The sequence below is a fragment of the Gordonia prachuapensis genome, assembly GCF_036350515.1.
Lineage (GTDB): Bacteria > Actinomycetota > Actinomycetes > Mycobacteriales > Mycobacteriaceae > Gordonia > Gordonia prachuapensis.
The window spans coordinates 110,291-123,974 of the sequence record NZ_JAZDUE010000017.1; the positions used below are offsets into that span (position 1 = coordinate 110,291).

The 13,684-nt window shown below is 68.4% G+C and carries 13 protein-coding genes and 1 pseudogene; 10 read left to right on the forward strand and 4 right to left on the reverse strand.

The genetic code is table 11. The features are described from left to right. Positions 1–53 precede the first annotated feature (53 nt). Positions 54–854, forward strand: coding sequence for an alpha/beta fold hydrolase (locus tag V1Y59_RS19245; protein WP_431309233.1), 801 nt, complete (start codon positions 54–56; stop codon positions 852–854). Positions 855–1,070: 216 nt separating this feature from the next. Here V1Y59_RS19245 and V1Y59_RS19250 read toward each other — a convergent pair whose 3' ends face one another. Continuing rightward, the gene (locus V1Y59_RS19250) at positions 1,071–1,967 is read right to left on the reverse strand and encodes an A/G-specific adenine glycosylase (protein WP_330506622.1); all 897 of its coding nucleotides are present in this window, start codon (positions 1,965–1,967) and stop codon (positions 1,071–1,073) included. Here V1Y59_RS19250 and V1Y59_RS19255 point away from each other — a divergent pair. The 3 genes from V1Y59_RS19255 to V1Y59_RS19265 all read left to right on the forward strand — a co-directional run bounded on the left by V1Y59_RS19255 (position 1,966) and on the right by V1Y59_RS19265 (position 4,812). Next, positions 1,966–2,610 (forward strand): carbonic anhydrase, encoded by a 645-nt coding sequence (locus tag V1Y59_RS19255; RefSeq protein ID WP_330506625.1) that lies wholly within the window; start codon positions 1,966–1,968, stop codon positions 2,608–2,610. The two genes, V1Y59_RS19250 and V1Y59_RS19255, sit on opposite strands and share 2 nt — an antisense overlap. Positions 2,611–2,730: 120 nt before the next feature. Beyond that, positions 2,731–3,501 carry a hypothetical protein gene (locus V1Y59_RS19260; protein WP_330506627.1) on the forward strand — a complete coding sequence of 257 codons (771 nt, stop codon included), beginning with the start codon at positions 2,731–2,733 and terminating at the stop codon, positions 3,499–3,501. A gap of 123 nt (positions 3,502–3,624) precedes the next feature. Beyond that, the gene (locus V1Y59_RS19265; protein WP_330506630.1) at positions 3,625–4,812 is read left to right on the forward strand and encodes an acyl-CoA dehydrogenase family protein; all 1,188 of its coding nucleotides are present in this window, start codon (positions 3,625–3,627) and stop codon (positions 4,810–4,812) included. A 95-nt stretch (positions 4,813–4,907) separates the two neighbouring features. Here the strand turns inward: V1Y59_RS19265 and disA are convergent, their stop codons facing one another. Then, positions 4,908–5,990, reverse strand: a complete 1,083-nt coding sequence (disA, locus tag V1Y59_RS19270) for a DNA integrity scanning diadenylate cyclase DisA (RefSeq protein WP_330506632.1) — start codon at positions 5,988–5,990, stop codon at positions 4,908–4,910. Positions 5,991–6,061: 71 nt separating this feature from the next. On the opposite strand from disA, the gene V1Y59_RS19275 reads away from it, so the two are divergent. Further along, on the forward strand, positions 6,062–6,610 hold the full coding sequence (locus tag V1Y59_RS19275) for a PaaI family thioesterase (RefSeq protein ID WP_330506634.1): 549 nt from the start codon (positions 6,062–6,064) through the stop codon (positions 6,608–6,610). A gap of 10 nt (positions 6,611–6,620) precedes the next feature. On the opposite strand, the gene radA is transcribed toward V1Y59_RS19275, so the two are convergent. Then, a complete protein-coding gene (gene radA, locus V1Y59_RS19280) occupies positions 6,621–7,997 on the reverse strand; it encodes a DNA repair protein RadA (protein WP_330506636.1) in 1,377 nt (458 codons plus the stop codon). A gap of 149 nt (positions 7,998–8,146) precedes the next feature. Next, on the reverse strand, positions 8,147–8,848 hold the full coding sequence (locus V1Y59_RS19285; RefSeq protein ID WP_431309231.1) for a copper chaperone PCu(A)C domain-containing protein: 702 nt from the start codon (positions 8,846–8,848) through the stop codon (positions 8,147–8,149). A 307-nt stretch (positions 8,849–9,155) separates the two neighbouring features. On the opposite strand from V1Y59_RS19285, the gene V1Y59_RS19290 reads away from it, so the two are divergent. From V1Y59_RS19290 to rlmB, 5 genes and pseudogenes are all read left to right on the forward strand, one after another. Next, on the forward strand, positions 9,156–9,644 hold the full coding sequence (locus V1Y59_RS19290) for a CarD family transcriptional regulator (protein WP_160900148.1): 489 nt from the start codon (positions 9,156–9,158) through the stop codon (positions 9,642–9,644). 137 nt (positions 9,645–9,781) lie between these two features. Continuing rightward, positions 9,782–10,453: pseudogene (ispD, locus tag V1Y59_RS19295) on the forward strand (2-C-methyl-D-erythritol 4-phosphate cytidylyltransferase); the annotation flags it as partial. Positions 10,454–10,629: 176 nt separating this feature from the next. Continuing rightward, a complete protein-coding gene (gene ispF, locus V1Y59_RS19300) occupies positions 10,630–11,088 on the forward strand; it encodes a 2-C-methyl-D-erythritol 2,4-cyclodiphosphate synthase (RefSeq protein ID WP_330506640.1) in 459 nt (152 codons plus the stop codon). Positions 11,089–11,142: 54 nt separating this feature from the next. Beyond that, positions 11,143–12,537, forward strand: coding sequence for a cysteine--tRNA ligase (cysS, locus tag V1Y59_RS19305; RefSeq protein ID WP_330506642.1), 1,395 nt, complete (start codon positions 11,143–11,145; stop codon positions 12,535–12,537). Position 12,538: 1 nt separating this feature from the next. Then, positions 12,539–13,492, forward strand: a complete 954-nt coding sequence (rlmB, locus tag V1Y59_RS19310; RefSeq protein WP_330506644.1) for a 23S rRNA (guanosine(2251)-2'-O)-methyltransferase RlmB — start codon at positions 12,539–12,541, stop codon at positions 13,490–13,492. The last annotated feature ends 192 nt before the right edge of the window (positions 13,493–13,684 follow it).

Here is a 13,684-nt window from a genome sequence, read left to right on the forward strand (position 1 = left end):
TGAGTACCTTCGTCGCCGATTCCGCGTCACCGGACGGGTCCTCGCACGGGGGAGTGGCGCCGAACGAGATCGGCCTACGTGACCACGGCGGACCGGTCGGCCCCGACGGCCATCCGGTCCGCGGTGTCGGCCCGATCGTGCTGTTGCACGGTCTGATGGGGCGTGGTCGCACGTGGCGGCGGCAGATCCCGTGGCTACGTCGCCACGGCCGCGTATTCACCTTCGATGCCGCATTCCACACCGGGGCCGACGTCGCGGAACCGGACGGACCCGCCGAGATCGCCACCGAGCGGTTCGTCGCGGATCTCGCCGAGGTCCTCGTCTGGATCGACCAGGGGCCCGCCGTGCTCGTCGGTCATTCGATGGGGGGCCTGCACGCGTGGTGCACCGCCGCGCAGTACCCGGAGATGGTGTCGGCGTTGGTGATCGAGGACATGGCGCCGGATTTCCGCGGCCACACCACGCGGGACTGGACGCCGTGGTTCGACAGTTGGCCCGAGCGGTTCACGTCGGTCGGGCATGCGCAGGAGCTCTTCGGCGTCGTCGCCGGGCGCTACTTCTACGAGGCGTTCGACGACGGACGTCTGCACGGGCGACTCCCGATCTGGACCGGGATAGCCGACGAGTGGGCCGGGCGTGACTTCTGGGCGCAGTGGCGCGCGGTCGACGTTCCCGCGCTGCTGATCGAGGCGGAGAACTCGGTGACGCCACGGGGACAGATGCGCACCATGTGCTCGATGCATCAAGGCGCAGATCATCTACGGGTCCCGGGTGCGGGACATCTCGTGCACGACGACGCGCCGGACGTCTACCGCGGTGCCGTGGAAGCGTTTCTGTCGGGGCTGCCGGGTTGAGGTGTCGGGTCGCGTGGTCTCGATCGCGCCGACTCGCCTAGCGGCTCGTCGGCTACTCGACCACCGGGGGGATCTCGATCGCGCCGACTCGCCCATCCGCTGGTCGATCTCGATACGCGACTCACTCCGTTCGCCGCTACTCGATCCAAGGAGTAGCAGCGAGCCGCTAGGCGAGCGCGTATCCGCCGGATTGAGCCTGTCGAAATCGAGACCTCGTCAGTTCCCCTCACCCGCAAGGCAATACAGTCCATCGTCGGTGACCTCCACGAGCCCGTCGACGAGTAGCGAGTCCAGCGCGCGGTCGCGTTGTGCGGTGTCGGTGGTCCACACCTGGTCGAGCCGCGGACGCTCGACGGGGCGGTCGGTGCCGCGCAGGACGTCGAGCAGCAGCCCGCGCACCTGACGATCGGTGCCGGCGAACTTCTGCACCTTCCGCGGCGGGCCGGTGTGCGCCGGCCGGCCGAGCCGCACCCACGTGCAGTCGGGCAGCGGGCACACGTCGCACGTCGGGTTACGGGCGGTGCAGACGAGGGCGCCGAGCTCCATCAGCGCCGCGGAGAACCGGGGCGCGGCAGCGGACGGATCACCGGAGGGGTCGCGGGGGAGCAGGTCGACCGCATCGACGAGATCCTTGCGCGACGGATTCCCGGGATGTTCGCGGCCGTGCACAGCGCGGGCGATGACCCGCCGAACATTGGTGTCCACCACCGGAACCGGCTGTCCATAGGCGAAGCACGCGATGGCACGGGCGGTGTAGTCGCCGATTCCCGGCAACGTCAGCATCACGTCCACGTCGTCGGGCACCCGATCGCCGTGATCACGTGCCAGCACGGTTGCGCACTCGTGCAGACGCAACGCGCGGCGCGGATAGCCGAGCTTGCCCCACGCTCGCAGTACCTCGCCCGGCGACGCCGCGGCCATCGCCGACGGCACCGGCCAGCGGCGCACCCAATCGCGCCACGGTTCGACGACGCGTGACACCGGAGTCTGTTGCAGCATGATCTCGCTGATCAGGATCTGCCAGCCGGTCAGGCCGGGCGCGCGCCATGGGAGATCGCGTTCGTGGAGGTCGAACCAGCCGAGCAGGGCGGCCGGTGGCACACTATTGCCCATGAGCCAAGTCACGCCGACCGAAGCCTGGAAGATTCTGCAGGAAGGGAACGATCGGTTCGTCGCCGGTGAGTCTCAACATCCCAAACAGGGTATCGAGGACCGTGAACGTCTGACGTCGGGACAGCACCCGCACGTCGTGCTCTTCGGGTGCTCCGATTCGCGGCTCTCCGCCGAGATCATCTTCGATCAGGGGCTCGGCGACATGTTCGTGGTCCGCACGGCCGGCCAGGTCATCGACTCGGCGGTGCTCGGGTCGCTCGAGTTCGCCGCCGAGGTCCTCGAGGTCCCGTTGATCGCCGTTCTCGGTCACGACAGCTGTGGTGCGGTCAAGGCCACGCTCAACGCGCTGGACAACCTCGAGATCCCCGGTGGCTACATCCGCGACGTCGTGGAGAAGGTGAGCCCCAGCATCCTCGCCGGACGCAGCGAGGGGCTGTCCCGCATCGACGAGTTCGAGGCCCGGCACGTGCTCGAGACCGGCCGGCAGCTGATGGAACGCAGCCGCATCATCGCCGACCGGATCGCCGACGGCAGGCTTGCGATCGTCGGCCTGACGTATCAGCTCGGGGAAGGTCGCGCCTACGTCCGTGGTGTCGTCGGTCAGCTCGACGGAGTCGACACCGTCGACGTCGCGCACAGCTGAGCGGTAACCGCCTGCGGGGGTGAACCCCGACTTTAGACTTTCCGCCGGTCAGAGCATGTATGTGCGACACGCCGAGCGGGGTCGGACAGTCGATTCTCCGGTCCCGTTAGCGTGGGGTTCGTGATCGAACCGAACGGCCCGCTACCACCCGAGATCTATTGGCGACGACGTGTCGTCGCGCTCGGTGGCGCCGCCGTCGTGATCGCTCTGGTCATCGGTCTGATCATCTGGGCCACCAGCAGCGGTGGTGAGGAACCGAGCAACGCCGCCGCGACCTCGTCGGCCCCGTCGTCGTCGTCGACGACCGCATACGCCGGGGAGTCGTCCGAACCGTCCGAGAGCGCCGGGGTGGCCGGCGGAAGCGGCGGCGGAATTGCCGGCGGCAATGCGGCGGCCGGGGCGCCGTCGGACGCATCGGCATCCGGAGAGGTCCCGACACCGGGCGGCGAATCGGCCGCACCCGGCCCGGTCCCGCCGTCGGGTCTGTGCCCGGACGCCAATATCTCGGTCGTCCTCTACACCGACAAGCCCACCTACTCGCAGGGCGACCAGCCGGTGTTCACCATCGTCACCACCAATGCCGGTCTCACCGAGTGCACCCGAGACGTCGGCAAGTCCGCCCAGAACGTGATCGTCCGCAACCTCGACGGCACCCGGACGCTGTGGTCGGCGCGTGACTGCTCGCCGCTGCAGACGCCGAACAACGTGAGCCTCAAGCCGTCTCAGCAGGTCCGTGACACCATCACCTGGTCGTTCACCACGAGCAGCCCCGGCTGTGACACGCCACGTGTGCCAGTCCCGGTCGGGGCCTACCAAGCCATCGGGAAGATCGGGGAGAAGGAGTCCGCGCCGATCACGTTCAACGTGGTCGCGCCCGCGCAGGAGCCGTGAGGTAGCTGATCGGCTGCCGGCTGGGTGATCTCGATACGCACGCTCCTTCGTCGCGGGCTACTCGATCGGCGGGAGGTCGGCGGGGAGATCGGCGGGGGTCGGCGCGCGGGCTAGGGTGAGGCCATGTCCACTGCGCAGACCGTCGCCCAATTGTTCGCACTCGATCCGCTGCTGGAGCCCGAGGAACTGGCGATCCGCGACACCGTGCGGCAGTTCGGCGTCGACCGCCTGCGCCCGCACATCGGCGACTGGTTCGAGGAGGGCCGGCTGCCCGTCCGCGAACTGGCCACCGAACTCGGTTCGCTGGGCGCGCTCGGCATGCATCTCGACGGCTATGGCTGCCCGGGGATGAGCGCGTCTGCCTACGGTGTCGCGTGCATGGAACTCGAGGCGGTCGACTCCGGTATCCGCAGCCTGGTCTCCGTGCAGGGGTCGTTGGCGATGTTCTCCATCCACCACTGGGGCAGTGAGGAACAGAAGCAGGAATGGTTGCCGCGGATGGCCACCGGTCAGGCGCTCGGCTGCTTCGGCCTGACCGAACCCGACTTCGGCTCGAACCCCGCAGGCATGCGCACCAACGCCAAGCGCGACGGCGACGACTGGGTGCTCAACGGCACCAAGATGTGGATCACCAACGGTTCGGTCGCCGACGTCGCGGTGGTGTGGGCGCAGACCGATCTCGCGGAGAGCCCGGCCGGCATCCGCGGTTTCGTCGTGCCGACCGACACCCCGGGGTTCTCCGCACCGGAGATCCACAAGAAGCTCTCCCTGCGTGCCTCCGTCACGTCGGAGCTGGTGCTCGACGATGTCCGCCTCCCGGCGTCGGCGATGCTGCCGGAGGCGGCCGGACTACGCGGACCGCTGACGGCACTCGGTGAGGCCCGCTTCGGCATCATCTTCGGATCGATGGGCGCCGCGCGCGACTGCCTGGAGACCGCGATCGTCTATGCGCAGTCCCGCGAGGTGTTCGACAAACCCCTGGCTGGCTACCAGATCACCCAGACCAAGATCGCCGACATGGCGCTCGAGGTCGGCAAGGGCCACCTGCTCGCCTATCACCTCGGTCGACTCAAGGATCGCGGCGAGATCACCCCGGAGCAGGTCAGCACCGGCAAGCTGAACAACGTGCGCGAGGCCATCGCCATCGCCCGCGAATGCCGGACGATCCTCGGCGCCAACGGCATCACCCTCGAGTACCCGGTGATCCGGCACGCCAACAACCTGGAGTCCGTGCTCACCTACGAGGGCACGTCCGAAGTCCACCAGCTGACCATCGGCAAGGCGCTGACCGGGGAGGGCGCGTTCCGGTAGCAAACCAACGGTTCTGGCCGCAGTTGCAGCTTCTGGCCGCAGTTTCCGCCGCAAGCCGGAACCCGGAACTGCGGCCAGAACCGGGTGCGCGGTGACTACTCGTACCGTTCGATGCTGCTCTCCGCGAGACGGGAGAGTCCCTCGCGGATGTGGCGGGCCCAGATGCTGCCGATGCCCTCGACGGCCTGCAGATCGGCGGCGCTGGTGGCCAACAGGGCCTGCAGGGTGCCGAAGCTGCGGACCAGCCGGTCGACATGGGCGAACTGTAGGCGCGAGATGCGCGCCAACAGCCGGTACCCGCGCGGGCTCATCGCGGTGTCCTGGGCGTCGATCGTCGTGGGATAGCCGAAAGCGCCCGCGAGCAGCGTGAGGTCCAGCAGGTCGGTGTCGGAGAGCCGCTCGACGGTCTCCAGCGTCTGACGTACCTCTTCGGTGTTGGCCGGCTCCGGGCTGGCGTAGTAGTCGCGGACCAAGAGTTCCCGCATGGTGTCGTTGTCGCTGATGAGTTCCTCGAGCTGCAGGCTCACCTGCCGGCCGTTGACACCGAGTTCGAGGACGTACGCGCCGATCTCCACCGACACCCGGCGCACCATCTCCATGCGCTGCGCCGTCGTCATCGCATCGCGCAACAGCACATAGTCCTCGATCTCGGCGCGCGAGAGCCCGGCGATCACCTCGTCGAGTCGTGCCTTGTACCGCTCGAGCGTCGCCAACGCGACATTGGCGCGGGACAGGATCGGGTCCGGGCTCTCGACGACCCGCCGAGCGCCGTCGACGTAGACGCTGACGATCGACATCGACGCGCTCACCGAGATGACGGGATGGCCGGTCTGGATGGACGTGCGTTCGGCGGCCCGATGGCGCGTACCGGACTCCTCGGTCGGGATGGACGGGTCGGGCACCAGCTGGACGTTCGCCCGGACGATCCGCTTACCGTCGGTCGACAGCACCACGGCGCCGTCCATCTTCGCCAGCTCGCGCAGGCGGGTGGGGGCGAACTCGACGTCGAGGTGGAACCCGCCGTCGCAGATCTTCTCCACGTCCGAGTCATGGCCGAGCACGATCAGCGCGCCGGTTCCGCCACGCAGGATGCGTTCGAGACCGTCGCGCAGCCCGCTGCCCGGTGCAACGCGCGCGAGGGTCTCGCGGGTGAGGTCGGATTTGGCGATCTCAACCATGTCGGGCCTTCCTGTACGACGGGGTGGTCCGCCCACCGAGTCGAGGTGCGCTGCGACTAGGGTATCGGGACGTGAAGAGCAGTTTTGTCGTGCCCACCGACCTCGATCCGGTACAGCGCCACCCCAAGGCCGCGAAGGCCGGCGAGCGGATGCGGATGCACAACCCACTCTGTTACGGCTGCGGTGAGGAGTCCGCCGAAGGTCTGCACCTGCAGATGTTCGCCGGCGAGGACTTCGAGGTGACCGCGACCATGGATGTCGCCGCGCGTTTCGAGGGCGGTCCCGGGGTCATCCACGGTGGTGTGCTCTCGACGGCGTTCGACGACGTGATGGGTATGGTTCCGCTGCTGATCGGGCCGTCGGCGGTCACCGTGCATCTCGAGGTCGACTATCAGCGGCCGATCCCGCTGGGATCGCAGCTGCAGTTCACCGCGAAACTGCTCGGTCGCCAGCGCCGCAAGATCTACGCCGAAGGCGTCGCCCACCTCGGCGATCCGGACCAGCCGGTGGCCACCGGCCACGCCATCTTCGTCACCATCAACGCACGCGAACACTTCGCCGATCATCTGGCCAACAGTGCACTCGCCGACGAGTACAAGGCACGGATGTCACGTCCGTGAGGGCAACGGCTCAGAACGGGGCGTCGACGACGTCGCGCGTCTTCGTCGCGACAGCCTGAGCGAGGTTGTCCACGCGGGTGATCCGGATGCCCGACGGCAGCTTCTCGTCGGTGCCGGTGGGGATGATGGCGTGGGCGAAGCCGAGTCGTTTCGCCTCGGCCACCCGACGGGCGACCGCCGACACCCGACGCACCTCGCCGGCCAGACCGACCTCGCCGATCGCCACGGTGTCGTGCGGGATCGGTTGGTTCTTGACGGCGGACCGGATCGCCAATGCGATCGCGAGATCGGTGGCGGGTTCGGTGACGCGCATGCCGCCGACCGTCGACACATAGACCTCTTGGTCGTCCAACTTCACACCGAGACGGCTCTGCAGGACCGCGATGAGCATCGCCACCCGCGCCGAATCCACACCGGAGACCGCCCGCCGCGGCATCGACATCGTCGACTTGTTGGTCAGCGCCTGGATCTCGCCGACGAGTGCCCGCTTGCCGTCCATCGTGACCATCGCCGTGGAACCGCTGACATCCACGTCGCGCTCGTGGCGGAAGATCCCGGACGGGTCGGGGACCTGGTGGATGCCGTCGTCGCGCTGTTCGAAGCAGCCGACCTCGTCGGCGGCGCCGAAACGGTTCTTGATGCCGCGGACCATCCGCAGCGTCGAATGGCGGTCGCCCTCGAACGACAGCACGACGTCGACGAGATGCTCGAGTGACCGGGGGCCGGCGACCGCACCGTCCTTGGTCACATGCCCGACGAGCACCACTGCGATGCCCCGGTTCTTGGCCATCGACACCAGCGCGGTGGTCACGGCGCGGATCTGCGTGACGCCGCCGGTGACACCGTCGGTGCCGGTGGCGACGACCGTCTGTACCGAATCCACCACCACCAGAGACGGATTGACGGTGTCCACGTGCCCGAGGATCGTCGCGAGGTCGGATTCGGCTGCCAGATAGACGTTCTCGTGCACGGCGTGGGTGCGTTCGGCACGCATCCGCACCTGACCGGCCGACTCCTCGCCGGTCAGGTAGAGCGCCCGGCGGCCTTGTCCCGCCCAGTGTTTGACGGTTTCCAACAACAACGTGGACTTGCCGACCCCGGGCTCACCGGCGAGCAGGATCACCGACCCGGGAACCACGCCCCGGCCGAGCACGCGGTCGAGTTCGCCGATCCCCGTGGCAACGGCCGAGGACGAATTGGCGTCGACCTCGGTGATCGGCCGGGCCGGACTCGTCGGCGTGACTCCGCCGACCGCATCGGGACGCGATGAGAGCGAGGCGACTTCGTCGACGGTGCCCCACTCGCCGCAATCGGGACAGCGCCCCACCCACTTGGCGACCGTGTGCCCGCACGACGTGCACCGGAACGTCGACCTCGTCTTTGCCACGGGCTCACCCTAGCCGTGGGTGCCGACAGGCCGACGGCCGCAACGCAAGTGCCCGACAAGAAACCTCACCTGTGGACAGACACCGTCCGCGCGCGGAAGGTGTTTCGCCACAGGTGAGGTCTGTGTCTGGATGTTTTGCGGGTGGCCGCTCAGTGGCCGCCTTCGCCGTGGCTCTCGCCTTCGCCGCCGCCCTCGAGGTCGACGTGCGCCTCGTGCGGGGGCTCCGCCTGGCGGACCTGATCCTGGCGGACCATGTAGGTACCCGCGTCGACCGGGGTGTCCACGGTCACCGTGCCAGCGCGTTCGAAGCGGAACTCCAGCGGGGTGGTGAGGCCCGGTGCGACGGTGTCGCCCGCGCCGTCCAAGGTCACGGTGATGCGCTCTTCCTCGTCGGTCGCCGCGACGTCCTCCGGTTCGAGCAGACCCACCGGCTTGCCGGCCTCCAGAGCCTGCCCGGCCGGGATCGTCGTGTCGCCCTCGATGGTCACGGTGCCGCCGTCGGGCGCCTCGATGCCCACCAGTCGGTCTGCCTCGATCGGGTCGATGTTGCTGATGACGAAGGACACCTCGAACGGTCCGCCGTTGCCGAACACCTCGTCGGCGCGATCGTCGGGATAGATGATCTGCACGTTGCGCAGCTGCATCGAACCGACGTCGGCGAGGTTGCCGTTCACGGCCGGTTCCTGATTCGCGGTCTGCGAGATCTGACCGGCGCCGCAGGCGGTGGTCCCGAGGGCCAGCGCGATTCCGAACGCGGCGACCGCCGTGGCCTTCACCGCTCGTCCACCGACCGTGCGCTCATCGACGGTTCGAGCAGCCGAACGCCGAGCGGTTTTCCGAAGCACTGACACCCGTTCCTCCCAGGTCATCGAAGGCCGACACGCCACCCGGCGCGAACCCTGCACTACGCAGCGTAGTGGCCCGTGGCGGCAAAAGTCCGATCGGGTGCCGGATTGGTGCCGACGACCCTCCCGCGCCGGGTCTGTTCACACCCTCCGACAGGGTGTCTGTGGGGCCCGTCACGGCCCGGTTCTTGCAGGTCCGTATGCTCTCCGAGGGGTGCCCGTCACGCCGGTTCAGGGCCGTGACCTGCACCGTTGGGTGTGCCCTCTCGGACGCCCGTGCTAGACTGGCTGTACTCGAAAGGGGCATGGAACATTGAACTTCAAAGTTGGCGACACCGTTGTCTACCCCCATCACGGTGCTGCCCGAGTCGAAGACATCGTGACTCGGACCATCAAGGGTGAACAGATCGAATACCTTGTTCTCAAAGTCGCCGATGGTGACATGACCGTTCAGATCCCCTCGACGAAGCTGGAGTACGTCGGCGTTCGCGACGTGGTCGGCGAAGAGGGTCTCGATCAGGTCTTCCAGGTGCTTCGCGCCCCGCATACGGAGGAACCCACCAACTGGGCCCGCCGCTTCAAGGCGAACCAGGAGAAGCTCATCTCCGGCGACATCATCAAGGTCGCCGAGATCGTCCGCGACCTGTGGCGTCGCGAGCAGGACCGTGGATTGTCGGCCGGTGAGAAGCGCATGCTGACCCGCGCCCGTCGTGTCCTCGTCGACGAACTGTCGCTGGCGCAGAACACCGATGACGCCAAGGCGACGAGCATTCTCGACGAGGTCCTGGCCGCGGCCTCCTGAGCCGCATTCGTGGCTGACTTCTCGGCTGCCGCGGTTCTTCCCCCTCGTCTTCGTTCCTCCTCCGAATGTTTTCGGGGGAGGAACGTAAACGAGGCGGACGAACGGTGCCGGTGCGGTCGACGTGATGAGGGCCTGTCGTGAGCGTCGGCGTCATCATCCCGGCCGCTGGGTCGGGGACGCGCCTCGGCGAGTCGGTACCCAAGGCGTTCGTCGAGCTGGGTGACCGAACCATTCTCGAGGTCTGCGTGGCCGGTGTCATCGATGCGGGCGTTGCCGACACCGTCGTCGTGGTGGTCCCGGCGGACCTCGTCGACGACGCCCGCCGGATGGTCCCCGAGGCGACCGTGGTCGCCGGTGGTGCACACCGCTCCGATTCGGTGCGTGCCGGGATGGACGCCGTCGGCGCCGCCGACGTCGTGCTCGTCCACGATGCCGCCCGTCCGTTCACCCCAACCGCCGTCTTCGGCCGCGTCGTCGACGCCGTGGGCGCCGGGCATCCGGCCGTGGTGCCGGGTCTGCCCGTCGCCGACACCCTCAAAGAGATCGTGCCCGGGGACACCTCCGGGATCGAGCAGGTGCGTGCGACCGTGGATCGTGAACCGCTCCGCGCCATCCAGACCCCGCAGGGGTTCACCCGGGATGCGCTGCGCGCCGCCCACGCGGATGACACCGGACTTGCCACCGACGACGCCGGTCTCGCCGAGCGCGTCGGCATCCCCGTCCACGTGGTGCCTGGCGACCCCCTCGCCTTCAAGATCACCACCCCGTGGGACCTGCGGATCGCCCGGGACATCGTCGCCGAATCCGCTCCCGCCTCGCCGCCTTCGGCTGGTCGAGTAGCCTCCGAGTCACCTTCCGCTGGTCGAGTGGCGCCCGAGTCGCCCTCCGGTGGTCAAGTAGCCTCCGAGTCACCTACCGCTGGTCGAGTAGCCTCCGAGCGAAGCGAGGAAGCGTATCGAGACCCCGCGCACCCGGAGGCACCCACATGAGAGTCGGCATCGGAACCGACGCACACCGCATCGACGCCGACGCCGCGTGCTGGATGCTCGGCCTGCACTTCCCGGACACGCCCGGCTGTGAAGGGCACTCCGACGGCGATGTCGGCGCCCACGCTCTCTGCGACGCGGTGCTGTCCGCCGCCGGACTCGGCGACGTCGGTTCGGTGTTCGGCACCGGTCGCCCAGAGTGGGATGGAGTCTCCGGCGTGACGATGGTCGAACACGTCCGCCAGCTCGTCGCCGCGGAGGGCTTCACGGTCGTCAATGCGGCAGTCCAGGTGATCGGGAACCGTCCGAAGATCGGTCCCCGTCGCGAGGAGGCCCAGCAGGTGCTCAGCGCTGCGCTGGGCGCGCCGGTGTCGGTGTCGGCGACCACGACCGACGGACTCGGCATGACGGGCCGCGGGGAGGGCGTCGCCGCGGTCGCGACCGCACTGCTCGACTGACCCGAAGCGCTGTAGGTCCCGACCGGCGAATTTGACCAGGTAGGATTGCACGTCGTGACCTTGCGCCTGTATGACACCGCTACCCGAGAGGTGCGCGACTTCGTGCCGCTGCGCCCCGGCCACGCCTCGGTGTACCTGTGTGGCGCCACCGTCCAGGGGGTTCCGCACATCGGCCATGTGCGCAGCGGGATCGCCTTCGACATCTTGCGGCGATGGCTCGAGTACAAGGGCCTCGACGTGCTGTTCGTCCGCAACGTCACCGACATCGAGGACAAGATCCTGCGGAAGGCCGCCGACGCGGGCCGCCCGTGGTGGGAGTGGGCGGCGACGCACGAGCGTGCGTTCAGCCGCGCCTACGACGCCCTCGGTGTGTTGCCGCCGTCGGGCGAGCCCCGGGCGACCGGGTTCGTCACGCAGATGGTCGAGTACATGGAACGCCTGATCGATCGCGGTCACGCCTACGCCGCCGACGGCAACGTGTACTTCGACGTGCAGAGCCTGCCCGAGTACGGCGCGCTGTCGGGGCACAAACTCGACGACGTCCATCAGGGCGAGAGCGCCGGGACCGGCAAGCGCGATCCACGCGACTTCACGCTGTGGAAGGCCGCCAAGCCCGACGAGCCGTCGTGGCCCACCCCGTGGGGCACCGGACGGCCCGGCTGGCACCTCGAGTGCTCGGCCATGGCGACGTCGCTGCTCGGTCCGGAGTTCGACATCCACTGCGGCGGAATGGATCTGATTTTTCCGCATCACGAGAACGAGATCGCGCAAGCGCATGGCGCGGGAGATCCGTTCGCCCGCTACTGGTTACACAACGGCTGGGTGACCATGGGCGGCGAGAAGATGAGCAAATCGCTCGGAAACGTCGTGGCCATCCCGGCGATGCTGCAACGCGTCCGCGCCGTCGAACTGCGGTACTACCTGGGCAGCGCCCACTACCGGTCGATGCTCGAGTACTCCGACGGCGCGCTCACCGAGGCGGCTGCCGGCTACCGTCGGGTGGAGTCCTTCGTCAACCGGGTGTCGTCGCGCGTCGGTGCCGTGGCAATCGGCGACATCCCCGGCGAGTTCGCCGACGCACTCGACGACGACCTCGGTGTGCCCGCGGCCCTCGCGGTCGTGCACAACGTGGTACGCCACGGCAACACCGCCCTCGAATCAGGTGATGGCGCAGCCGCTGTGGCCGCCGCGTCGTCGGTGCGCGCGATGATGGGCATCCTCGGTGTCGACCCGCTCGAGGCCCATTGGCTGGACGAACAGGCCGACGAGTCGGCCGCCGGCACGGCGCTCGACGTGTTGGTGCGGGCCGAACTGCAACGTCGGGCGCAGGCGCGCGCGGAGAAGGACTGGGCAACCGCCGACGGTGTGCGCGACCGGCTCGCGGAGGCGGGTATCGAGGTCACCGACACCCCGGACGGCGCACAATGGTCGCTGAAGGGAACCTCCTGACATGGCCGGAAACTCGAAACGTAAGGGCGCCGTACGCAAGTCGGGGTCCAAGAAGGGGCAGACCGTCGGCTCGGGCGGCCAGCGCCGTCGTGGGCTCGAGGGGCGCGGCGCCACCCCTAAGGCCGTCGACCGTCCGTACCATCCGGCGCACAAACGGGCCAAGGCCGCGTCGAAGTCGGTGGCCGGACGCGGCGGTCGCGCGCACAAGGACGACGGGCCGGAGTACGTCCTCGGCCGCAATCCCGTCCTCGAATGCCTCCGCGCCGGAGTGCCGGCGACCGCGCTCTACCTGGCCACCAACTCCGAGCCGGACGAACGCGTCGCCGAAGCGGTGAAAATGGCCGGCGACAAGGCCATCTCTATCCTCGAGGTCGGCAAACCCGAACTCGACCGGATGTCGTCGAACGGGCTGCACCAGGGGATCGCGCTGCAGGTCCCGGAGTACAGCTACGCCCACCCCGACGACCTGATGCGCGACGCGATCGACAGTGGCACACCGCCATTGCTGGTGGCGCTCGACAACATCACCGACCCGCGCAACCTCGGTGCGGTGATCCGGTCGGTGGCGGCATTCGGCGGTCACGGAGTGGTGATCCCGCAACGCCGGAGCGCGAGCGTCACCGCTGTCGCGTGGCGCACCAGCGCGGGGGCGGCGGCCCGCCTGCCGGTGGCGCAGGCGGCGAATCTGACTCGGACGCTGAAGGATTGGGCGTCGTCGGGAGCGCAATTGGTGGGCCTGGACACCGAGGGCGACGTCACCCTCGACGACTACGACGGCACCGGTCCGACGGTCATCGTCGTGGGGTCGGAGGGCAAGGGGCTCTCGCGGCTGGTCCGCGAGAACTGCGATTCCATCCTGTCCATCCCGATGGCCGGCGACGTGGAGAGTCTCAACGCCTCCGTCGCTGCCGGCGTGGTGTTGGCGGAGTTCGCGCGTCAGCGTCGGCAGGCCTGACCCGCCGACAGAACCCAGAACTTCGCCGACAGAACCCCGGAATCCGTCGACGGAATCCGCTGCGGCACTCGCCTAGTGTCCTGCGCCATAAATTCGTTAAATAACTGTAACGGAGGGATGTTGCGCGGCAAACGGGCTGCTCGGGCGTGGGATCCTGGGGTATGGCAGGTGGGCGACCGAAGATCGAGTTGG